The sequence below is a fragment of the Streptomyces sp. cf386 genome, assembly GCF_900103585.1.
Lineage (GTDB): Bacteria > Actinomycetota > Actinomycetes > Streptomycetales > Streptomycetaceae > Streptomyces.
Genome location: NZ_FNHV01000008.1, coordinates 400,424 through 420,733 on the forward strand (window position 1 = coordinate 400,424; position 20,310 = coordinate 420,733).

Here is a 20,310-nt window from a genome sequence, read left to right on the forward strand (position 1 = left end):
CCGGAGCACTCCCTGTAGTCGACATGGCTGGAATTCGTCGGTGTGGCCGAGAGTGGAGGATGAGGCTGGTGGGACTCCGGGGTCAAGAGGTTGTGCAGGGATTGATGAGGTTTTAGTGGTTTCCGGGCGCGCGGTTTGCTCTGTGCACGCGCGCGTGTGTGTGTCACACGCGCGTCAGCGGCCGAGTTGGTGCAGCACCGCGCGCGGGCGGTTGGTGATGATGGCGTCGACGCCCAACTCGACGCAGAGGTCGACGTCCTGGGGTTCGTTCACGGTCCAGACGTGCACCTGGTGGCCGGCCCGCTTCAGGCGCTCCACATACGCCGGGTGATTGCGCACGATGCGGATCGAGGGGCCGGCGATATGGACGCCCGCCGGCAGTCGGCCGTCCCGCAGCCTGGGTGAGACGAACTGCATCAGATAGACCGTCGGCAGGGTCGGCGAGGCGGCGCGCACGCGATGCAACGAGCGCGCCGAGAAGCTCATGACGCGCACCGGGGACTCCTCGTGCGTGACGGGCGCGTCCAGCCCGAAGCGCTTCAGCAGGTGCAGCAGCCGCTCCTCGACCTGTCCCGCCCACCGCGTCGGATGCTTGGTCTCGATCGCCATCTCCACCCGCCGCCCGGCGTCGGCGACGAGCTCCAGCAGCCGCTCCAGGGTGAGCACGGAGGTGTCCTCGGGGTCCTCCGGCCGGAACTCCCAGTCGGGCTCCTCGGCCCGGTTCTTCCACGAGTCACGGTTCTTCCGGGAGCCGAAGTCCAGGGCGGCGAGCTCGGCGAGCTCCAGGGCCGAGACCGCGCCGCGGCCGTTGGACGTCCGGTTGACGCGGCGGTCGTGCACGCAGACGAGATGACCGTCCGCGGTGAGGCGTACATCGCACTCGAGGGCGTCCGCACCGTCCTCGATCGCCTTCTTGTACGCGGCCAGGGTGTGCTCGGGAGCGTCTTCGGAGGCTCCGCGATGGGCGACGACTTGGGTCTGGTGCTGCCGTGCGTGGGTCACCGCGTCATGGTGCCACCGTGCCGGGGCGGGCGTGCGACCGGAGGAGGAGTGAGGGTGCAGGGATTGCGCCCTATTAGTCCTACATGGGCAATATAAGGGTTGGCCGTGGACCCACAGCGACCGCTTATGGTGCTCTGACGGCCCGTGGGAAAAGCTGACGGCATACATAAAGGCATGCACAGCTGAAGCGCACCGACCGCCGACAAAGCACTGGCGAGCGTGAACGGGCGTGACCGAGTGCGACCCCAGACAATAGCCGTGGATCGAGGAGAGAAGCTGTGAGCACCGAGAACGAGGGCGCCGCGGTACCCCCGGCCCCGTCCGCACCCCCCGTGCCGGTGGATGCTCCCGCTGCTCCGGCTTCCCAGGAGCACCCGGCCCCCGAGGGCGACACCGCCCGGACCGCCCCGCTGCCACCGGTGCCGAGCGGTGCCCCGGCGAGCGCCGACGGCACGCAGCCGTACGCCGCCGCCCCGGAGGCCGCCAACGGGTCGCAGCCGCCCGCCGCCCCGGTCACCTCGAACGGCGCCCAGCCGCCCGTCGCCCAGGGCTCGGCTCCCGACGCCTCCTGGCCGCCCCCGCAGCCCGCCGCTCAGCCGTACGCGACACAGCAGTCGCACGCCGACAGCGGCGCCGCGGCAGGTGGTGCCGGTGCGGGCGGTGCCGGCGCCGGCTGGGGTGCGACGTACCAGCAGCCCGCGCCGAAGCCCGGCCGCGGGCGCGGCGGTCTGCTCGCCGCGGTCCTCATCGCCGCGCTGGTCGCCGGCGGCCTGGGCGGCGGCCTCGGCTACACCCTGGCCAAGAACGACGACAACACCTCCTCGACGACCGTCTCCGCCCCCGACAGCGGCGGCTCCGTCAAGCGCGACCCGGGCACCGTCGCGGGCGTGGCGGCCAAGGCGCTGCCGAGCACCGTCACCATCCAGGCCGAGAGCAGCGCGGGCGAGGGCGGAACCGGTACCGGCTTCGTCTTCGACACCGAGGGCCACATCCTCACCAACAACCATGTGGTGGCCGACGCGGTCGACGGCGGCAAGCTGACGGCGACGTTCCCGGACGGCAAGAAGTACGACGCGGAGGTCGTCGGCCACGCGCAGGGCTACGACGTGGCGGTCATCAAGCTCAAGAACGCCCCGTCGGACCTCAATCCGCTGACGCTGGGCGACTCCGACAAGGTGGCCGTCGGCGACTCCACGATCGCGATCGGCGCTCCCTTCGGCCTCTCCAACACGGTCACCACGGGCATCATCAGCGCCAAGAACCGCCCGGTGGCCTCCAGCGACGGCACCGGCAGCAACGCCTCGTACATGAGCGCCCTGCAGACGGACGCCTCGATCAACCCCGGCAACTCCGGCGGCCCGCTGCTGGACGCGCAGGGCAACGTCATCGGCATCAACTCCGCGATCCAGTCCGCCGCCAACGGCCTGGGCGGGACCAGCCAGTCCGGCTCGATCGGCCTCGGCTTCGCCATCCCGATCAACCAGGCCAAGTACGTCGCCCAGCAGCTGATCAAGACCGGCAAGCCGGTCTACGCCAAGATCGGCGCCTCCGTCTCCCTGGAGGACACCGGCGACGGCGCCAAGATCACCGAACAGGGCGCCAGCGGCGCGGACGCGGTCGAGGCGGGCGGCCCCGCCGACAAGGCCGGCCTCAAGCCCGGCGACGTCATCACCAAGCTCGACGACACGGTGATCGACTCCGGTCCGACCCTGATCGGCGAGATCTGGACGCACGAGCCCGGCGACAAGGTCACGATCACCTACGAGCGGGACGGCAAGTCCCGTACGGTCGAAGTCACCTTGGGCTCCCGCACGGGCGACAGCTGACGCGACGCCCACTGACGCGACGGCCACGCGCGCGTAGGTCCGGCTCCGACACGAGCCGACTACGCGCGCGTGCCTGTTCTCCGGGAAGCGACGTGCCCGTTCTCTGTAAGCGACGTGCCTGTTTTCTGGAAATGAGGGGAACCGGGACGCGACGAACCCGCGTCCACCCCACCGGATGGCACCCTTTCGCTGGGGTGTGGACTGCGCGATGCACGCCCGGAGTTGCCGATCGACCGGCGACAGCGTTCACGCGTTCGAATGGGCTATCGTGCCCTCTCGACCTCGACTCTTCGCGAACGGGAAGCAGAGCCGCGAATGGGAAGCAGACAAGGGGACGGTCTCGCGGTGTCCGATCTTGGACGGCTCGTCGCCGGCCGGTACCTGCTGGTGGACCGGGTGGGCAGCGGCGGCATGGGCACCGTCTGGCGTGCCGAGGACAAGATGCTCGGCCGCCATGTCGCCGTGAAGAAGCTGCACATCCCACCGCATCTGCAGGACGACGAGGTCCGCACCCTCTACGAGCGCACCCGCCGCGAAGCCCGCAGCGCCGCCCGGATCACCCACCCCAACGTGATCGTCGTGCACGACGTGGTCGACGACGAGGGCCTGCCGTGCATCGTCATGGAGTACGTCCCCTCGGTCACCCTGAGCGACGTACTGAAGCGGCGCGGCGCGCTGCCACCCGAGGAGGCCGCCCGGATCGGCCTCGCCATGGCCGCCGCACTGCGCGCCGCCCATGACGCCGGAGTACAGCACCGGGACGTCAAACCCGCCAACGTGCTGCTCGGCAACGACGGGCGGATCATCCTCACCGACTTCGGGATCGCCATGGAGTCGGGAACGTCCTCGCTGACCAAGCCCGGCGAGTTGATCGGCTCCATCGGCTACCTCGCGCCCGAACGGCTCCGGGGCGCGCGTCCCGAGACCGGTCCCGCCAGCGACCTGTGGGCCCTCGGGGCGACGCTGTACCAGCTGGTCGAGGGGCAGGACCCGTTCCGCCGCACCACCGCGATCGAGACCGCGTACGCCATCGCCGCGGACCCGTACGAGCCCCCGCGCAGCGCGGGGGAGCTGACCCCGGTGATCGACGGACTGCTCGTCAAGGACCCCGATCAGCGCATGGACGTGCACGAGGTCGAACGCCGCCTGGGCGAAGTGACCGGCACACGGACCGAGAGCCTCGATCCGCCCACGCGACCGAACCGCGCCGACGAGCTCGCGCCCGCCGTGAGCAAGGGCGGAGCCAACCGCGGCCGTCGCCGTACGGTGGCGCTGTCGGCCCTGGCCGTGACGCTCGCCGCCTGTCTGGCGGCCGGCGCGGTGTGGTGGCTCAACGGCAGGGCCGACGGCCCGGGCAAGCAGACGTCGGGTTCCGAGGCGTCCACGCCGACCTCACCCACAACGCCCACTACGGGCACCACGCCCACTACGGGCACCAGCCCAGGCTCCAGCTCCTCCGTGCCGCCGGTCCCCGCCGGATACCACCTCGAAAAGCCGGACAGCGGCATCTCCGTGCCCGTGCCGGACGGCTGGACCCGCAAGGCGCTCCCCGGCGGCGAAGTCGGCTACATAGACCCGTCGGAACTGGTGGGTCTGAGGGTCAACGTCATCGAGTTCGCCGGCACCGATCCACTCCAGCACTGGCGTGAGACGGAAGAGGAACAGACCGCCCGCGACAATGCCGGCTACGAGCGGGTGAGGATGGCCGAGACGACCTTCCGCGGACGGCCCGCCGGGTACTGGGAGTTCACCTTCGAGGGCAGGCAACGGAAGTACCGCGCCGCGGAGCTGGCCTTCGCGAGCGCCGACGGCACCCAGTACGTGATCTACCTCTCCGCGCCGGACGCCCGATGGCACGAGTACCGCCCGGTCTTCGACACCGCCGTCAACGGCGTCCGCGTGGGCGACGGCACCTGACAGCCACCGGGGTCGACGGACCCCATCTGGACCATGAACCCCGCCCACCGCGCGAGGCCGGTACGCTGTACCCGCTCCGCCCCTGGTGGGCCGGGGCCGAGGTGGGTTGCCCGAGCGGCCTAAGGGAACGGTCTTGAAAACCGTCGTGGCGCGAGTCACCGTGGGTTCAAATCCCACACCCACCGCTTGTCAGGTGACATAAGGCAAGGTGAGAAGGGGTGTCCGGATGTCCGGGCACCCTTTTCTCGTGGTCGGACTTTCCCGTGGTCAGACCTTCTCGTGGTCGGACTTTCTCGCGGTCGGACCCCGCTGCTCACGACTTCTTCGCGCCGGCCCGCTTCGAGGTCCTGCCTCCGCCGGTGCCGCTTCGCCCGGGACCGGCGGCCGCGCTCTTCCGCCCGCCCACGGCCGCCTTCTTCGCGCCTGTCGTAGCCTGCGATGACGCTGTCCGGCCGGCGGATGAGGTCGGCCACTTGAACTCGATCTCCAGCTCGATCTCTCCGTCACTGACCTCGACCTCGATCTCGCCGCGGAGGTCGGAGGGAATCCGCAGGCTCAGCTTCCAGGGGTCGAGTTCTACTTCGGCTTCCCCGCCCTTCCTCAGTGCGGCCGCGAGCGCCTCGAGCTGATCCGCTGCCTCAAGGCGTGACAGGGAGCGCTTCTGCTCAAGCTTGAGGTCCTTCATGGCACTCTCCGATCCGGCGCAACGGACGATGCAAACGGAAGATAACGCCCATTTTGACGCCTCCTGTCGGCTGGGACATCTCGCAGAGAGCCGCAGCGCGCCCCGGTGCCTGATCAGGCTTCCGTTCGCTGGGCCCGCAGCAGCCGCAACTGCCCGATTTCCGCGGCGTTCTTCATCAGCTCGGCGTTCACCCAGCCGATCATGTGGGCGACGGTGTACTGGGGGTCGTTCGGCCAGGGGAACGGTGCCGTGGCGTCCAGGTCCTTGTCGTCCAGGTACTCCAGTGCCGCCAGCCAGTCTGTGCGCAGGTCGCGCAGCCAGGCGACGGTCGCGGTCCCGTCGCCGGGCCAGGTGACGTCGGTCCGCTCCCGGGGCGGACGGCCCCGCAGATGGTCGGTGGCCACGCTCCACCACCAGCCGATGTGCCAGCTCACCCAGGCGATCGTCGGCACGGGGACGGGGTCCGGCTCGGTCTCCGCCCAGTCCGGAACCCAGGTGCCATCGGCGGCCTGGTGCACCGTCCAGCAGTGCGGCCCCGGCTCCCACAGGAAGTCCTCGGGCCGGAGCCGGTCGAGGTGGTACTCGAACAACGCCCAGGTGAGATCGGACTGCCAGCGCATCAGGTCACGTCGGGAAACACTCATCGGCCGACCCTGGCACAGGGACTCCCCTCCGGGACAAGCCGATTTTCCGCGCTACGGCGTCGGCCCTGGCGCCCCCGCCCCGCTACACCTCGCAGTCCCGCGCCAGCTCCTCCCACGGAACCTCCCGCAACGCCTCCTCCGCGTCACAGCCGGACGGCACGTAGGGGGTGGGCTGGAACCAGATGATCGTGAGGGCGGAGCGATAGAGGACCGGGTCGTGGTCGCGGTCCAGAGCCGTGGAGTGAAAGGCGCCGACGCAGGCCACCGGCGGCAGCACCTCGACCGGACCGAAGCCGCCCGCGTACTGGTCGGGATACTCACGCGGCGGCGGCACGAGGTGCACCGGCGTGGCAGGACGCGCCTGCTCGGCCGCGCGGACGAGGCCCTTGATCTTGACGTCGTTGACCGGCCTGCACGGGTAGCCCTCCAGCATTCCGCCGTACGTCGAGGAGAACCGCAGCTCGGAGAGGTCGAGCGAGCGGCCGGACGTGAGGACGACGCGGGTCAGCGACATGGTCGGCACTCTAGGGCGGTGGTGCATCGGGCTCCCGTGAATTTCAAGGCCTGTTCAGCGCCGGTCAGGCGCCGGCGCCCGTCAGGGTCGGTGCCCCGTCATGCGTGCCGCCGACGCGATCGTCGCGCGGGCCTCCCGTTCGGTCAGGCCGGTGTTGAGGGCCGCCTCGACGAGGGGGTCGACCAGGGCGGGGCCGATGCCGTCCTCGTAGGCGCGGCAGGCCGCCCAGAACAGGCGGGTGTTGCGCTGGCCCTCGTGCGCGCCGAGCACGAACTGGACGAGCCCTTGGCCGTGGCCACCGGCCGACGGGGGCGCGGAGTGGTGCGTGCGGGGCGGCGGGAGCAGAAGGCGCAGCAGGGCGCGCGGGCAGCGCGCGGGGGCGATGTGGGAGGTGCCGGGTGCGGTGCTGTAGACGCCGTGGCCGGTACGGGAGCCGGGGCCCACGAGGTAGCCACCGGCGCCCCGGATGTCGATGCCGGGTGCGAGGCGGCTCGCCGAGTTGGGGACGACGATGTCGGCCGGGCCGGTCAGCCAGAGGTGGCGTCCGCCGCTGGGGGTCAGGACGACCACGGTGGGCGGAATCGTGAACAGGTGGCGCAGCGCCAGTTCGCGCAGGGCGGCCGAGGAGTCCGTACCGGATTTGGTGTCGAGGTCGATGCCGATCAGGTGGTGCGGCGGAAGACCGCAGGCGATGCCGTAGCCCGTCGCCCAGGGGGCGGCCGCGAAGAGTTCGCGGATACGGGTGGGGTCGGTGGACGCGTCGTAGACCCCGTGCCCGAAGCGGCCGCACTCGCCGTGGCATCGGGCGGGGTCGGGGTCGTCACGGTGCGGGGAGCGCAGGGCCGGGAGCTTCGTCCGGGACAGGGGGATGACGGCCAGTCCGCGTTCGGCGGCTGACAGGGCGTGTGCGAGGGCCAGCGTCGTGGCCTGCCGGTCGGTGGTGGCCATGCCTCCATGTTCGTACGAATGTTCGAAAAAAGAAAGAGGGATTAGGGGTGACCTGCCGGACGACTCGCCGGTCGGCGGAGATTGGCGGGATGTGCGCAGGAACGCTTCACCTCTTGCGGTGTTTGGGGTGGAGCTGTCCCCACTGCCCTGATCTGCGAGGCAGAAGTGGCGAAAGGGGTTTATCGACTTGTCATCACGCTTGAGGGCGAATCGGGGCTTCCGGGGTGGTTCGCCGGGGATTCGGTGGGCAACTCTGATCTCGCGACGTCGTGCAGGGCTCCGAGGCGGTCGGCCAACTGCCTTGGAACGAGCAGTACTTCATGCACCACCAATGCGTCCGGCGGGGAGCCTGGGCGCACCTGTTCTGGAGGAACAAACATGGCAAGCATCCGTACCGCCCGCGTCATCGCAGCCGTTTCCGCCCTCCCGCTCGCCGCCGCCCTGTTCACCGGCGTCGCGGCGGCGGACAACGGTGCCATCGCGGACAACGGATCCAGTGCGGCCGTCACGAACGCCGTCCAGGGCCTCCTCGGCAGCGGGGTCGGCGGCGACAACTACGGCACCTCGTCCACCACCCAGCAGCAGGCGACCGGCGCCGGCGCCTCGAACCAGAGCAACACCGCCCAGGTCAACGGCTCCGCGTTCACGGCCATCAACCAGGGCAACGACAACGCGGCCGTCAACTTCACGCCGCTCTGGTGGTGAGCTGAGGGGGTCGGTGCCCCTGTGCTCAGGCATCGGCCCCCTCGGATTGTGTGGGGTGTGCTCTGTGGGGTGTAACGCGTCTGCGCGGCGGTACTTCGGTGCCGCCGCGCAGACGTTTTCGCGTGGTCTTGACAGTGCCTCGTATCTGACGGACAGTCAGAAATCTTCGTGGGGCCTCGGCCTCGTGGAAGTTCCCGGAATCTGGTGGGAACCGGATCGGCGGTCGCGGTGTACCAGAAGTGTCAGTGCGATGCGCCGTGGGGCGATGAGGACGAGGGGGCGACGGTGGGCTACGAGCCGGTGGTGAGCCAAGAGGCGGAAGCGGGCGACGAGTTCGAGACGCGGTTGAAGGTCTACGAGGGTCAGCGCGCCGCTGTGGCCCGCATGGGCAAGGACCCCGTCAACGCACCCATGATCAGGCACTGGTGCGAGGCGATGGGCGACACCAACCCGGCGTATTCGGGACCGGACGCCATCGCACCACCCACCATGCTCCAGGCATGGACCATGAGCGGCCTCTCCGGCCATACGAGAGGTACGCACGCATACGACGAACTGCTCGGCCTGCTCGACGAGGCGGGCTACTCCGCGGTGGTCGCCACCGACTGCGAGCAGGAGTATCTACGGCCCCTGCGGCCCGGGGACGAAATCACCTACGACTCGGTGATCGAGTCGGTGTCGGAGAGGAAGACGACGAAGCTCGGCACGGGGTACTTCGTCACGACCCGCATGGACGTCCGCGTCGGCACCGATCTCGCGGGCACCCACCGCTTCCGCATCCTCAAGTACGCGCCCAGACGTCAGCCGGGCCCAGGCCGGAGTGACAAACCTCCACGCCCCCGCCCCGTCGTCAACCGTGACAACGTCGGCTTCTGGGAGGGCGTCCGCAGCCGCACCCTGCTCATCCAGCGCTGCACCGGCTGCGGCACCCTGCGCCACCCCTGGCTGCCCGGCTGCAACGCCTGCGGCGGGCTGGACTGGGACACGGTCGAGGCGGGCGGCGAGGGGACGGTCTATTCGTACGTCGTGATGCACCACCCGCCGTTCCCGGCCTTCGACCCGCCCTACGCGGTCGGTCTGATCGAACTGGCCGAGGGCGTGCGGATGATCGGCAACGTGGTGGGCGTGCCGTACGACAAGGTGCGGATCGGGCTGCCGGTGAGGCTCGAATTCCAGGACTGCGGCGAGGAGTTGGTGCTGCCGGTCTGGCTAGCTCAGGAGGACCGGGAAATTCAGGAGACGCAGAAGTACCGGGACATTGAGGAGACGCCGGAAAACCAGCAGGTTCAGGAGATCCAGAGGGCTGGAGCATGACGGGCGGTGCGGAAGCGACGGAGAGGCGTATGAAGGCCGGAGACGAACTGCCGCCCCTGGAGATCCCGATCACCCGCACACTGATCGTCGCCGGGGCCGTCGCCTCACGCGACTACCAGGACGTGCACCACGACGCGGAGCTGGCTCGCGAGAAGGGCTCCCCCGACATCTTCATGAACATCCTGACGACGAACGGCCTGGTCGGCCGCTACATCACCGACCACTTCGGACCGACGGCCGTCCTGCGCAGAGTGGCCATACGACTCGGGGCACCCAACTACCCGGGAGACACGATGGTGTTGACGGGCACGGTCGAGGAACTCGACGGCGACACGACGACGGTGCGGGTCGTCGGGGCGAACGCCATCGGCAGACATGTGACCGGCACGGTGACGGTGGCCGTGCCGACGGCCACCGCCCCCTCGGGAGGTGCCGCATGAGTGCGCGCACGAGGGACGCCCTTTCCGGCCGGGCGGCGATCGTCGGTGTCGGGGCCACCGAGTTCTCCAAGGACTCGGGGCGCAGCGAGCTTCGGCTGGCCGTGGAGGCGGTGCGGGCGGCGCTGGACGACGCGGGGCTGACGCCCGGGGACGTGGACGGGATGGTGACGTTCACGATGGACACCAGCCCGGAGATCACCGTGGCCCAGGCCTGTGGGATGGGTGAGCTGTCCTTCTTCTCCCGCGTCCACTACGGCGGCGGCGCGGCCTGCGCGACCGTCCAGCAGGCGGCGCTCGCCGTGGCGACGGGGGTCGCGGAGGTGGTGGTCTGCTACCGGGCGTTCAACGAGCGGTCGGGGCGGCGCTTCGGCTCGGGCGTGCAGCATCGGGAACCGTCGGCGGAGGGCGTGGCGCTCGGCTGGTCACTGCCGTTCGGATTGCTCACGCCGGCCTCCTGGGTGGCGATGGCGGCCCAGCGGTATCTGCACACCTACGGGCTGACACCGGAGGTGTTCGGGCATGTGGCGGTCATGGACCGCACGTACGCGTCGACCAACCCGGCCGCGTACTTCCACGGCAGACCCATCACCCTCGCCGACCATGCGGCCTCGCGCTGGATCGTCGAGCCGCTGCGGCTGCTGGACTGCTGTCAGGAGACGGACGGCGGCCAGGCGCTCGTCGTCACGTCCGTCGACCGGGCCCGAGATCTGCCCCACCCGTCGGCCGTCATAGCGGCGGCGGCACAGGGCGCCGGCCGGGGACAGGAGCAGATGACGAGCTTCTACCGGGACGACCTCACCGGCCTGCCGGAGATGGCCGTGGTGGCGCGGCAACTGTGGCGGACGGCGGGGCTGGGGCCGGGGGAGATCGACGTGGGGATCCTGTACGACCACTTCACGCCGTTCGTGCTGATGCAGTTGGAGGAGTTCGGGTTCTGCGGAAAGGGGGAGGCCGGGGACTTCGTGGCCGAGGAGCGGCTGCCGCTCAACACCCACGGGGGGCAGCTCGGGGAGGCGTATCTGCATGGGATGAACGGCATAGCGGAGGGGGTGAGACAGGTGCGGGGGACATCCGTGAACCAGATACCCGGGGCGGGGCGGGTCCTGGTGACGGCCGGTACGGGCGTGCCGACGTCGGGGCTGGTCCTGGCCGCCGACGGATGACCCCCAGGGGTAATCCCGCAGTATGTGTCCCCCACTCGTCCACCTTCAGTAGGTGGAGTCAGCCCCACCCCTACAACCTGAGGCGGACGCTGCTTCGGCACCTGCGGCCGATCCGCTGAAGCGGGGGTCGCTCATAGCGTGGAGCCATGACCACACCCGTCTGCACCAGCGCCTCCGACGCCGCTACATCAGCGAGGCAGACCTTTCCGAACGCGACGACGTACCCCTCCTTCACGTCGTACGTGCGGGCTCGTCAGCCGGTGCTCCTGCGTACCGCCCGGTCGCTGACCGCGAACCCGAGCGACGCGGAGGACCTGCTGCAGACCGCGCTCACCAAGACATACGTGGCCTGGGAGCGCATCGAGGACCATCGCGCGCTCGACGGCTATGTGCGCAGGGCGCTGCTGAACACGCGGACGTCGCAGTGGCGCAAGCGCAAGGTCGACGAGTTCGCCTGCGACGAGCTGCCCGAGCCGGAGCCCATGCCGGGCGGCGACGACCCCGCGGAGCAGCAGGCGCTGCACGACGCCATGTGGCGCGCGATCATGCGGCTGCCGGCGCGGCAGCGGGCGATGGTCGTCCTGCGCTACTACGAGGACCTCAGCGAGGTGCAGACGGCCGAGGTGCTCGACGTCTCCGTGGGCACGGTGAAGTCCGCGGTGTCACGGGCGCTCGGGAAGCTGCGCGAGGATCCTGAGCTGGGGTTGGTGCGATAGGGGTGGCACATGGGTGGGGTGGCACACGGTTGGCGGTGAGGTCTCCCCTCCCGTCCCTCCCTCCCGCAGCTCCCTCCTGTCCCTCTCTCCCGTCCCCCTCCCACCCCTCCCTTCCGTCCTCCCCTCCCCGTCCTCCTACCCCGGACAGGCCCTAGGTGTATTGACCCGCAGGGTTGTTCGTGCGGCTGATGGGTGGCTGGCCGTCGAGTGCGGTGTGGCAGCGGTGGTGGTTGTAGGTGTGGAGGAAGTCTGCCAGGGCTGCGGTGCGCTCGTCGTTGGTGGTGTAGGGCCGTGGGTAGGTCCATTCGTCGAGCAGGGTGCGGTTGAAGCGTTCGACCTTGCCGTTGGTCTGGGGCCGGTGGGCGCGGGTGGGTTTGCCGGTCGCGCTGAGGTCGGCCATGGCCTGCTGCCAGGCGAAGCTCTTGCGATAGGGCCAGGCGTTGTCGGTCAGTACTCGCTCGAGGCGGTCGATGCCGCAGGCGGCGAAGAAGGCTGCGACCCGGCGCAGGAAGGCTGCGCAGGTGGCGGTCTTCTCGTCGTCATGGATCTCGCTGTAGGCCAGGCGGCTGTGGTCGTCGACGGCGGAGTGGACGTAGTCGAAGCCGACGCTGCTGCGCCGGGCGCGGCCGGCTTGGCGGCCCAGGACCTTGTGTCCGCCGCCGTCGGGGATGCGGCCGGGTTTCTTGACGTCGACGTGGATGAGTTCGCCGGGCCGGTCGCGTTCGTCGCGGCGGATGAGCTGTCCGGTGGGCCGGTCCAGGAAGGCCAGGCGGTTGAGGCCGTGGCGGACCAGGATGCGGTGGACGGTCGAGGTGGGCAGGCCGGGGATCGGGCCGAGGCGTGCGGGTCCGAGCTTGCGGCTCTGGGGCAGCCGGCAGACGCGGGCTTCGGTTGCCGCAGTGGTTCGGTGGGGTGTCGTGCGTGGACGGCTGGAGCGGTCGAAGAGCCCGCTTTCGCCCTCGGACCGCCAGTGTCGGATCCACTTGTGGGCGGTGGGGCGGGAGATGCCCATTTCCGCGGCGACGTGCGCGAGGGGACGGCCGGAGCGGACACGGTCGATGAGCAGTCGCCTGCCGTGAACGGTCAGCCGGGCATTACGGTGGGACACGAAGGCCTCCGTGCGGTGAAGATTCGACACCTCCACCACACACGGAGGCCTTCGCCATGATCAAGCCCGGCCGGCGTCAACAACGCTCGTGATCAATACACCTAGGCCCTAGCGGCAGAGCTCTGTGAACGCAACGTGACATGATCGATCGCCCGGCCCTAGTGACATACCGCGCGGTATGCGCGCAGAATCTCCGCAACCCTTACTACCGCGTAGGCAATGTCGCCCCCGGGAGGACGCCGTGCTGAGCACCATGCAGGACGTACCGCTGTTGATCTCCAGGATCCTGACCCACGGGTCCACGATCCACGGAACATCGCAGGTCACCAGCTGGACCGGCGAAGCCGAGCCGCACCGCCGTTCCTTCGCCGAGGTCGGTGCGCGTACGGCGCAGCTGGCGCACGCCCTGCGCGAGGACCTGGGCGTGGCCGACGACGAGCGGGTCGCGACCCTGATGTGGAACAACGCCGAGCATGTCGAGGCCTACTTCGCGATCCCCTCCATGGGCGCGGTGCTGCACACCCTCAACCTGCGCCTTCCGGCCGAGCAGTTGGTCTGGATCGTCAACCACGCGGCCGACCGGGTCGTCATCGCCAACGGTTCGCTCCTCCCCCTGCTCGCCCCGCTGCTGCCGCACCTCAAGACGGTCGAGCACGTGGTCGTGTCCGGACCGGGTGACCGTTCCCTCCTCGCGGACGCCTCCGCCCAGGTGCACGAGTACGAGGACCTGATCGCCGGCAAGCCGATCACGTACGACTGGCCGGAGCTGGACGAGCGCCAGGCCGCCGCCATGTGCTACACCTCCGGCACCACCGGGGACCCGAAGGGCGTCGTCTACTCCCACCGCTCCGTCTATCTGCACTCCATGCAGGTCAACATGACGCAGTCGATGGGTCTGACCGACCAGGACACGTCGCTGATCGTGGTCCCGCAGTTCCACGTCAACGCCTGGGGCCTGCCGCACGCCACCTTCATGACCGGCGTCAACATGCTGATGCCGGACCGCTTCCTCCAGCCCGCGCCCCTCGCCGAGATGATCGAGAGCGAGAAGCCGACCCACGCGGCCGCCGTGCCCACCATCTGGCAGGGTCTGCTCGCCGAGCTCACCGCCAAGCCGCGGGACGTCTCCACCCTCGGCCAGGTCACCATCGGCGGCTCGGCCTGCCCGCCCTCCCTCATGCGGGCCTTCGACAAGCTGGGTATGCGGGTCTGCCACGCCTGGGGCATGACGGAGACATCGCCGCTCGGCACGGTCGCCCGCCCGCCGGCCCACGCGGTCGGTACGGAGGAGGAGTTCGGGTACCGCCTGACCCAGGGCCGCTTCCCGGCGAGCGTCGAGGCCCGCCTCACCGGCCCCGGCGGCGAACGCCTCCCCTGGGACGGCGAGTCGGCCGGCGAGCTGGAGGTCCGCGGCCCCTGGATCGCGGGCGCCTACTACAACGGCCCCGACAGCGAACCCCTGCGCCCCGCCGACAAGTTCAGCGAGGACGGCTGGCTGAAGACCGGCGACGTCGGCACCATCTCCCCCGACGGCTTCCTCACCCTCACCGACCGCGCCAAGGACGTCATCAAGTCCGGCGGCGAGTGGATCTCCTCGGTCGATCTGGAGAACGCGCTGATGTCCCACCCGGACGTCGCCGAGGCCGCCGTGGTCGCCGTGCCCGACGACAAGTGGGGCGAGCGCCCGCTGGCCACGGTCGTCCTCAAGGAGGGCGCCACCGCCGACTTCGAGATCCTGCGCGCCTTCCTCGCCGAGGAGGGCAAGATCGCCAGGTGGCAGCTCCCGGAGCGCTGGACGGTCATCGCGGCGGTGCCGAAGACGAGCGTCGGCAAGTTCGACAAGAAGGTGCTGCGCAGGCAGTACGCCGAGGGCGGCCTGGACGTCACCCAGCTCTGACGCGCCGGCTCCGACGCATATGCGGCGGCCGGGACGAGGCAAGCTCGTCCCGGCCGCCGCGCACGTCATGAGGGACGTACGTCAGTTGGTCCCGATCCGCGAGAGCAGGTCCACGATCCGCGACTGCACCTCGGCGCTGGTGGACCGCTCCGCGAGGAACAGGACCGTCTCGCCGGAGGCCAGCCGCGGCAGGTCGGCCTGGTCGACGGCGGCGGTGTAGACGACGAGCGGGGTGCGGTTGAGCTGACCGTTCGCCCGCAGCCAGTCCACGATGCCGGCCCGGCGCCGGTGCACCTGCATCAGGTCCATCACGACCAGGTTCGGCCGGAAGTCGCCCGCCAGCGCCACCGCGTCGGCGTCACTCGCGGCCCGCGCCACCTGCATCCCGCGCCGCTCCAGCGTCGCGGTCAGCGCCAGCGCGATCTCCGCGTGCTCCTCGATGAGCAGGACGCGCGGCGGGTGCTGCTCGGTGTCCCGAGGCGCGAGCGCCTTCAGCAGTACGGCGGGATCGGCACCGTACGCCGCCTCCCGCGAGGCCTGTCCGAGCCCCGCCGTCACCATCACCGGCACCTCGGCCGCGACCGCGGCCTGCCGCAGCGACTGCAGCGCGGTCCGTGTGATCGGCCCGGTCAGAGGGTCGACGAACAGCGCGGCCGGGAACGCCGCGATCTGCGCGTCGACCTCCTCGCGCGAGTGCACGATGACCGGCCGGTAGCCACGATCGCTCAGCGCCTGCTGGGTCGTCACGTCCGGCGCAGGCCACACCAGCAGCCGCCGGGGGTTGTCGAGCGGCTCCGGCGGCAGCTCGTCGTCCATCGGCTGCGGGCGCGGGGTGTCGGCGACCTCGATGGCGCCGCCCGGCCCGTCCAGCGGCTCGGGACCCTCGGCGGCGTTCTCGTCCGGCGCGCCTATGGCGTACGACCGCCCGGCGCCCTCGGTGATCGGCGCCAGCCGCGTCTGTCCCGCCTGCGACGGCTGGGCCTGCCCGCCGAGCGAGGGCTGCCCGGGGACCGGCTGCGCGGGCACGGGTTGTGCGGGCACCGGCTTCTCGGCCGGCGGATGCGGCCGCGCCGTCTGCTCAGTCGAGGCGGACGCCCGCGCGGCGGGGTCGGGCGGTGTACCGAGCTTGCGGCGCCGTCCGCCACCGTTGGTCTGATGCGGGGGAGGCGTGGCCGACGACTGGGACGACAGGGACGGTTGTGCCGGTGAGGACGGCTGAGCCGGCTGAGCCGGTTGTGCCGACTGTGGGGCCTGCGTGGGCTGTTGCACCTGCGCCGCCTGCCGGGTGAACGGCACTCCCTGCCCCAACGTCCGCACACTGATCGCCCGACCCTGCGTGGAGTTCGGGTCCACGGGAGCGCCCGGCGCGGCAGGAACGGCGGCTTCGGCCGGAAGAGGCTGCGCCGCACGCTGCTGGGCCGGCGTCGCTGCGGCCTCGGGGGGCAGCGGCGTGCCCGCGGCCGGGGTACCGGGGGCGGGCTGCGGCTGGGCCTGCTGGGGGGTGTTCGGGTTCGGCGTCGGTACGGCCGTCCCGGCGTCGGAGGTGCCGTCGGCAGCGGGCCACGGCTGCGGAGTCGGCGTGCCCTGCGCGGGGATGCCCTGACCGGGTGTCTCGGTGGGGAGAGGCTGCCCCTGCTGTACGGGGACCGGCTGCCCCGGAGCCGCCTGCCCGGGCGCACCCTGAGCAACGGCAGCCTGCGCCGGAGCACCCGGCGCAGCCGTCCCGGCCGCTTCCGCCGGCTGGCCCACGGCCCGTCGGCGACGCCCGGTCGGCGCGCTGGTCGGATGCGGCTGCGGCGGGGTGTGGTCCTCGGCCTGGTCGTGCGGCACGGCGTCGTGCCGACCCTCGTCGACAAGTACGTCACCGGGGACGCCCGGCCCGGGAACCTGGCCCCGGCCCTGCCCCTGCTGAGCCTGCACGGGAGCCGGACCCTGCCCCGGAACCGACGCCGGAGCCACAGCCGTACCGGCAGGCCCCGCAGCCGTATCCGCAGGCGTCGCGGCCACAGCCGCACCTGCGGGCGTCGCAGCCGCGGCAGCCGGAGCCGAAGTCGGCTCAGCGCCGCCCTGCCCCTCTGCCCCGGCGGCGGGCCCCCGGTCCGCCTCGGCGGGCGGCAGCGCGAACACCTTCCGCGGCCCCGCCTCCTGCGCCTGCCCGGCCGCCCGCTCCGACGCCGCGGCCAGCGCACGCCGACGCCGCCCGGTCGGCTGAGTCCCCTCACCCGAGTCGGCCGTACCGGGCTCGGAGGGCGACTGCCCGCCGTCACCGCCCGCAGGCAGCGCGGGCGGCAGAGCGTGCTGCTCGCCGCCGTCCCGCCGGGCACGCCGCCCGCTGGGCGCGGGTACGCCCTGCGGCGGTACGGTCCCGCCCAGGCCGTTCCCGGTGGCCGCGGTGCCCGCCGCATGCTCGGCGGCCGTCATCACGGCACCCTCGGAGACACCGTCGCCGACGTCGTCGGCCGGTCGCCCGCGGCGCCGTCCGGTACCGCCGGAGCCCTCGTCGCCACCGTCTCCCGCACCCTGGGGGAGCGCCGGTGCGGCCGAACGCCTGCGCCGCCGTCCGGTGGGCGCCGCGCCCTCGGCATCGGAGCTCTCGGCGTCGGCACCGGGCGTGTCGCTCTCCAGGAAGGCGTCGACGGAGGACCGCCGGGCCCGCCGCCGCCCGCTCCCGCCACCTTGCTCGCCCTCCACGGGGGCACCCTCGGCCCCGTCACCGGCCTCGGCCGCGACGGAGTCGACGGGGGAGGCGGAAACAGCCCCGGCCCCACCCCCGATCGGCACCTCCAGGACGAACGCACTGCCGCTCATCCCCGGCACCTCGTGCGTCTGCAGCACCCCGCCGTGAGCCCGCACGATCCCGCGCACGATCGGCTCGTGCACCGGGTCTCCCCCGGCATACGGCCCGCGCACCTCGATCCGTACGACCTCACCGCGCTGCGCCGCCGCGACGACCACGGTGTTGTCCATGTAACCGCCCGCCGACACCGGCGAGTTCCCGGTCGCGTCGACCCCCGCGACATCCGCGACGAGATGCGCGAGCGCGGTGGCCAGGCGCTGCGGGTCGACCTCGGCCTCGATGGGCGGCGCGTGCACGGCGAACTGCACGCGCCCGGGCCCGATGAGCTCGACGGCCCCGTCGACACCCGCGGCGACGACGGCGTCGAGCATCACCTTCGTACGGGAGACCCCGTCACCACCGGAGTCGAGCCGCTGGTACTGGAGCACGTTGTCGATCAGGGTCGTGATCCGCGAGTACCCGGCGGACAGGTGATGGAGCACCTGGTTGGCCTCGGGCCACAGCTGCCCCGCGTCGTCCGCGGCGAGCGCGGCCAGCTCCCGGCGCAGCTCGTCGAGCGGCCCGCGCAGCGAACCCCCGAGCAGTGTCAGGAGCTGCTCGTGCCGGCCCGCCAGCGCCTCGTACCGGTCCTTCTCCCGCTCCCCGAGCGCGGCGTACCGCTCCTCACCCGCGGCGAGCTCCTCCTGGTGCCCTTCCTGCAGCTCCTCGACCTCGGCCACGTGCTTCTGCCGCAGCGCGGTCAGTTCTGAGGCGTGCTCCTCGGCGAGCCGCTCCAGCTCCTGCGCGTGCTGCTGCTCGGCGGCGTCCTTCTCCTCGGCGAGGGTGTCGTAGGGCCGACGGTCGGTGAAGGTCATCACGGCGCCGACGAGCTGCTCGCCGTCGCGTACGGGGGCGGTCGTCAGGTCGACGGACACCTTGTCGCCGCCCTTGGACCACAGCACCTGCCCCCGCACCCGGTGCTTGCGCCCGGAGCGCAGGGTGTCGGCGAGCGGGGACTCCTCGTAGGGGAAGGGTGACCCGTCGGGACGCGAGTGCAGGACGAGCGTGTGCAGCTCCCGTCCGCCGAGATCACTGGCCCGATAACCCAGTATCTGAGCGGCGGCCGGATTGACGAGGACGATCCGCCCGTCGGTGTCGGTCCCGACCACGCCCTCGGACGCGGCCCGCAGGATCATCTCGGTCTGCCGCTGCGAACGCGCCAGCTCGGCCTCGGTGTCGACGGTCCCGGAGAGGTCCCGCACGACGAGCATGAGCAGCTCGTCACCGGTGTAGCCGTAGCCGTCGTAGGCCTGTTGTCCGTTCTCGAGATTCGCGGACGTGACCTCGACCGGGAACTCGGTGCCGTCCGTCCGCCGGGCCATCATCCGGGTCGGCTTGGTCCGCCCCTGCGGGTCCATGTGATCGGGCCGCCGCATGGACCCCGGGATCAGCTTGGAGTCGAAGTGCGGCAGCAGATCGAGCAGCCCGCGCCCGACCAGTGCGGTCCCCGGCGCCTCGAAGGTCTCCAGGGCGATGGTGTTGGCGTTGACGACGGTCCCATTGGCGTTGACCAGCACCAACGCGTCGGGCAGCGCATCGAGTATGGCTGCGAGGCGAGCAGCGCCTCGGGATGGCCTGCTGCTCACGAGACGCTTCCTCCCTGTTACCGCACCTAGCCGACCGCTCGGGCCATCTTGCCAACCGGCCCGCGACGTGTCACGCGAGGGAGTCTAAGGGCTGGGATTGCGCTCGCGACGCCGGATGAGAGGGAGGTCGCACGACGAAGTGACCCAGAACGTATGACCGCCTGTGCAGATGTCCTGCCCACCGTCCTTCCAGCGTCCTTCCGACTTCGCGAGACCTTCGCGGGACATTTACGGACCCGGTGCTTCCCCCGTGGAATGTCTGTGCGAGGGCTGTACGACGACGTACCGGAGCCCCCGCTTCCCCCTCAGCGTCCCTGCCTCCCCACCTCCCTACGCCCGCCCCTCCTGCCCCAGATCGGGAAGTACGGGCACGAGCCGGTCCCACCGCCCGATCTGACACCCGTCACCGCGGTCGTACCGAGCGTCGACGGGCCGCCCGGCCCAGGTCCCGGTGACATGCGCGGTGGCGGGACCGCCGTACTGCATGGTGCAGAGGGTGTCCTTCGGTACGGGGGCGAAGGCGTCCGTGCCCCACCGGGTGCCGCGATCGAGCGCATCACAGGCGCCGGTGACGTCGGGGTGGTCGCCGCCGCCGGGGTGGCAGTACAGCTCATAGGTCCCGTCGTGGCCGTCGCCGGCGTCGCGGACGGTGATGGTGAGGTGGTCGCCGGAGCGGCCGAGGTCGGGGAGGGACGGCAGTGTGAGGGGGAGGGGCGAGGCCTGGGCGTACGCCGAGGCGGGCGCGACGGTGGCGGAGCCGACGGCGACGAGGGATCCGGCGGTGACGAAGAGGAGCCGCCTCAGGCGGCCGGCCGTGGCGGAACGATTGACCTGGAACATGACCTGACTAACGCCCGGCGCCCCCCGACGTTGCGCCCCGCGCCGCGCGCCGGGAAGGGCTTTGCCCTGTGGCCACCCTGCCTAGTACCGTGGACGTCGATTGGTGACACCACGCTCGACTGTGTCATCATCTGCACGCACCAATCGCGCTCGCGCGTGCGGCTGTGCT

16 protein-coding genes and 1 tRNA gene are annotated in these 20,310 nt (G+C 71.2%); 9 read left to right on the top strand and 8 right to left on the bottom strand.

From position 1 onward, the window contains the following. Positions 1–174: 174 nt before the first annotated feature. Positions 175–1,002, bottom strand: coding sequence for a glycerophosphodiester phosphodiesterase (locus BLU79_RS22970; protein WP_093907725.1), 828 nt, complete (start codon positions 1,000–1,002; stop codon positions 175–177). Between the two features lie 278 nt (positions 1,003–1,280). On the opposite strand from BLU79_RS22970, the gene BLU79_RS22975 reads away from it, so the two are divergent. From BLU79_RS22975 to BLU79_RS22985, 3 genes are all read left to right on the top strand, one after another. Further along, positions 1,281–2,828 (top strand): S1C family serine protease, encoded by a 1,548-nt coding sequence (locus tag BLU79_RS22975; RefSeq protein WP_093907726.1) that lies wholly within the window; start codon positions 1,281–1,283, stop codon positions 2,826–2,828. A gap of 345 nt (positions 2,829–3,173) precedes the next feature. Then, positions 3,174–4,745, top strand: a complete 1,572-nt coding sequence (locus BLU79_RS22980) for a serine/threonine-protein kinase (RefSeq protein WP_093907727.1) — start codon at positions 3,174–3,176, stop codon at positions 4,743–4,745. Positions 4,746–4,845: 100 nt separating this feature from the next. Continuing rightward, positions 4,846–4,930, top strand: a tRNA-Ser gene (locus tag BLU79_RS22985). A 128-nt stretch (positions 4,931–5,058) separates the two neighbouring features. Here BLU79_RS22985 and BLU79_RS22990 read toward each other — a convergent pair. From BLU79_RS22990 to BLU79_RS23005, 4 genes are all read right to left on the bottom strand, one after another. Continuing rightward, positions 5,059–5,430 carry an amphi-Trp domain-containing protein gene (locus BLU79_RS22990; protein ID WP_093907728.1) on the bottom strand — a complete coding sequence of 124 codons (372 nt, stop codon included), beginning with the start codon at positions 5,428–5,430 and terminating at the stop codon, positions 5,059–5,061. A gap of 113 nt (positions 5,431–5,543) precedes the next feature. Next, the gene (locus tag BLU79_RS22995) at positions 5,544–6,074 is read right to left on the bottom strand and encodes a DinB family protein (RefSeq protein ID WP_093907729.1); all 531 of its coding nucleotides are present in this window, start codon (positions 6,072–6,074) and stop codon (positions 5,544–5,546) included. 82 nt (positions 6,075–6,156) lie between these two features. Then, the gene (locus BLU79_RS23000) at positions 6,157–6,588 is read right to left on the bottom strand and encodes a hypothetical protein (RefSeq protein WP_093907730.1); all 432 of its coding nucleotides are present in this window, start codon (positions 6,586–6,588) and stop codon (positions 6,157–6,159) included. Positions 6,589–6,669: 81 nt separating this feature from the next. After that, positions 6,670–7,536 carry a bifunctional DNA primase/polymerase gene (locus BLU79_RS23005; protein ID WP_093907731.1) on the bottom strand — a complete coding sequence of 289 codons (867 nt, stop codon included), beginning with the start codon at positions 7,534–7,536 and terminating at the stop codon, positions 6,670–6,672. Positions 7,537–7,914: 378 nt separating this feature from the next. On the opposite strand from BLU79_RS23005, the gene BLU79_RS23010 reads away from it, so the two are divergent. The 5 genes from BLU79_RS23010 to BLU79_RS23030 all read left to right on the top strand — a co-directional run bounded on the left by BLU79_RS23010 (position 7,915) and on the right by BLU79_RS23030 (position 11,874). Beyond that, a complete protein-coding gene (locus BLU79_RS23010; protein WP_093907732.1) occupies positions 7,915–8,241 on the top strand; it encodes a hypothetical protein in 327 nt (108 codons plus the stop codon). A gap of 303 nt (positions 8,242–8,544) precedes the next feature. Then, the gene (locus tag BLU79_RS23015) at positions 8,545–9,555 is read left to right on the top strand and encodes a bifunctional MaoC family dehydratase N-terminal/OB-fold nucleic acid binding domain-containing protein (RefSeq protein ID WP_256333434.1); all 1,011 of its coding nucleotides are present in this window, start codon (positions 8,545–8,547) and stop codon (positions 9,553–9,555) included. Between the two features lie 29 nt (positions 9,556–9,584). Further along, complete coding sequence (locus tag BLU79_RS23020) at positions 9,585–9,995, top strand: MaoC family dehydratase (protein WP_093907733.1); 411 nt, start codon at positions 9,585–9,587, stop codon at positions 9,993–9,995. Next, positions 9,992–11,158, top strand: a complete 1,167-nt coding sequence (locus BLU79_RS23025; RefSeq protein ID WP_093907734.1) for a lipid-transfer protein — start codon at positions 9,992–9,994, stop codon at positions 11,156–11,158. Before BLU79_RS23020 ends, BLU79_RS23025 begins: the two co-directional genes overlap by 4 nt. A gap of 146 nt (positions 11,159–11,304) precedes the next feature. Further along, on the top strand, positions 11,305–11,874 hold the full coding sequence (locus BLU79_RS23030; RefSeq protein ID WP_093907735.1) for a SigE family RNA polymerase sigma factor: 570 nt from the start codon (positions 11,305–11,307) through the stop codon (positions 11,872–11,874). Between the two features lie 151 nt (positions 11,875–12,025). On the opposite strand, the gene BLU79_RS23035 is transcribed toward BLU79_RS23030, so the two are convergent. Further along, entirely contained in the window at positions 12,026–12,982 is a 957-nt protein-coding gene (locus BLU79_RS23035; protein WP_093907790.1) for an IS481 family transposase, read from the bottom strand. A 241-nt stretch (positions 12,983–13,223) separates the two neighbouring features. Between BLU79_RS23035 and BLU79_RS23040 the strand changes: the two genes are divergently transcribed. Next, positions 13,224–14,879, top strand: coding sequence for a long-chain fatty acid--CoA ligase (locus tag BLU79_RS23040; protein WP_177001140.1), 1,656 nt, complete (start codon positions 13,224–13,226; stop codon positions 14,877–14,879). An 81-nt stretch (positions 14,880–14,960) separates the two neighbouring features. On the opposite strand, the gene BLU79_RS23045 is transcribed toward BLU79_RS23040, so the two are convergent. Together BLU79_RS23045 and BLU79_RS23050 are read right to left on the bottom strand one after the other, a co-directional pair. After that, positions 14,961–19,301, bottom strand: a complete 4,341-nt coding sequence (locus BLU79_RS23045; protein WP_093907736.1) for a hybrid sensor histidine kinase/response regulator — start codon at positions 19,299–19,301, stop codon at positions 14,961–14,963. A gap of 330 nt (positions 19,302–19,631) precedes the next feature. Continuing rightward, positions 19,632–20,141: an SSI family serine proteinase inhibitor gene (locus tag BLU79_RS23050; protein ID WP_093907737.1), complete on the bottom strand. Its 510-nt coding sequence runs from the start codon at positions 20,139–20,141 to the stop codon at positions 19,632–19,634. Between the last annotated feature and the right edge of the window lie 169 nt (positions 20,142–20,310).

Coding starts and splice junctions, on each gene's coding strand:
- BLU79_RS22990 (WP_093907728.1), bottom strand. CDS start 5,430: ATGAAGGACCTCAAGCTTGAGCAGAAGCGCTCCCTGTCACGCCTTGAG.
- BLU79_RS22995 (WP_093907729.1), bottom strand. CDS start 6,074: ATGAGTGTTTCCCGACGTGACCTGATGCGCTGGCAGTCCGATCTCACC.
- BLU79_RS23000 (WP_093907730.1), bottom strand. CDS start 6,588: ATGTCGCTGACCCGCGTCGTCCTCACGTCCGGCCGCTCGCTCGACCTC.
- BLU79_RS23005 (WP_093907731.1), bottom strand. CDS start 7,536: ATGGCCACCACCGACCGGCAGGCCACGACGCTGGCCCTCGCACACGCC.
- BLU79_RS23010 (WP_093907732.1), top strand. CDS start 7,915: ATGGCAAGCATCCGTACCGCCCGCGTCATCGCAGCCGTTTCCGCCCTC.
- BLU79_RS23020 (WP_093907733.1), top strand. CDS start 9,585: ATGAAGGCCGGAGACGAACTGCCGCCCCTGGAGATCCCGATCACCCGC.
- BLU79_RS23025 (WP_093907734.1), top strand. CDS start 9,992: ATGAGTGCGCGCACGAGGGACGCCCTTTCCGGCCGGGCGGCGATCGTC.
- BLU79_RS23030 (WP_093907735.1), top strand. CDS start 11,305: ATGACCACACCCGTCTGCACCAGCGCCTCCGACGCCGCTACATCAGCG.
- BLU79_RS23050 (WP_093907737.1), bottom strand. CDS start 20,141: ATGTTCCAGGTCAATCGTTCCGCCACGGCCGGCCGCCTGAGGCGGCTC.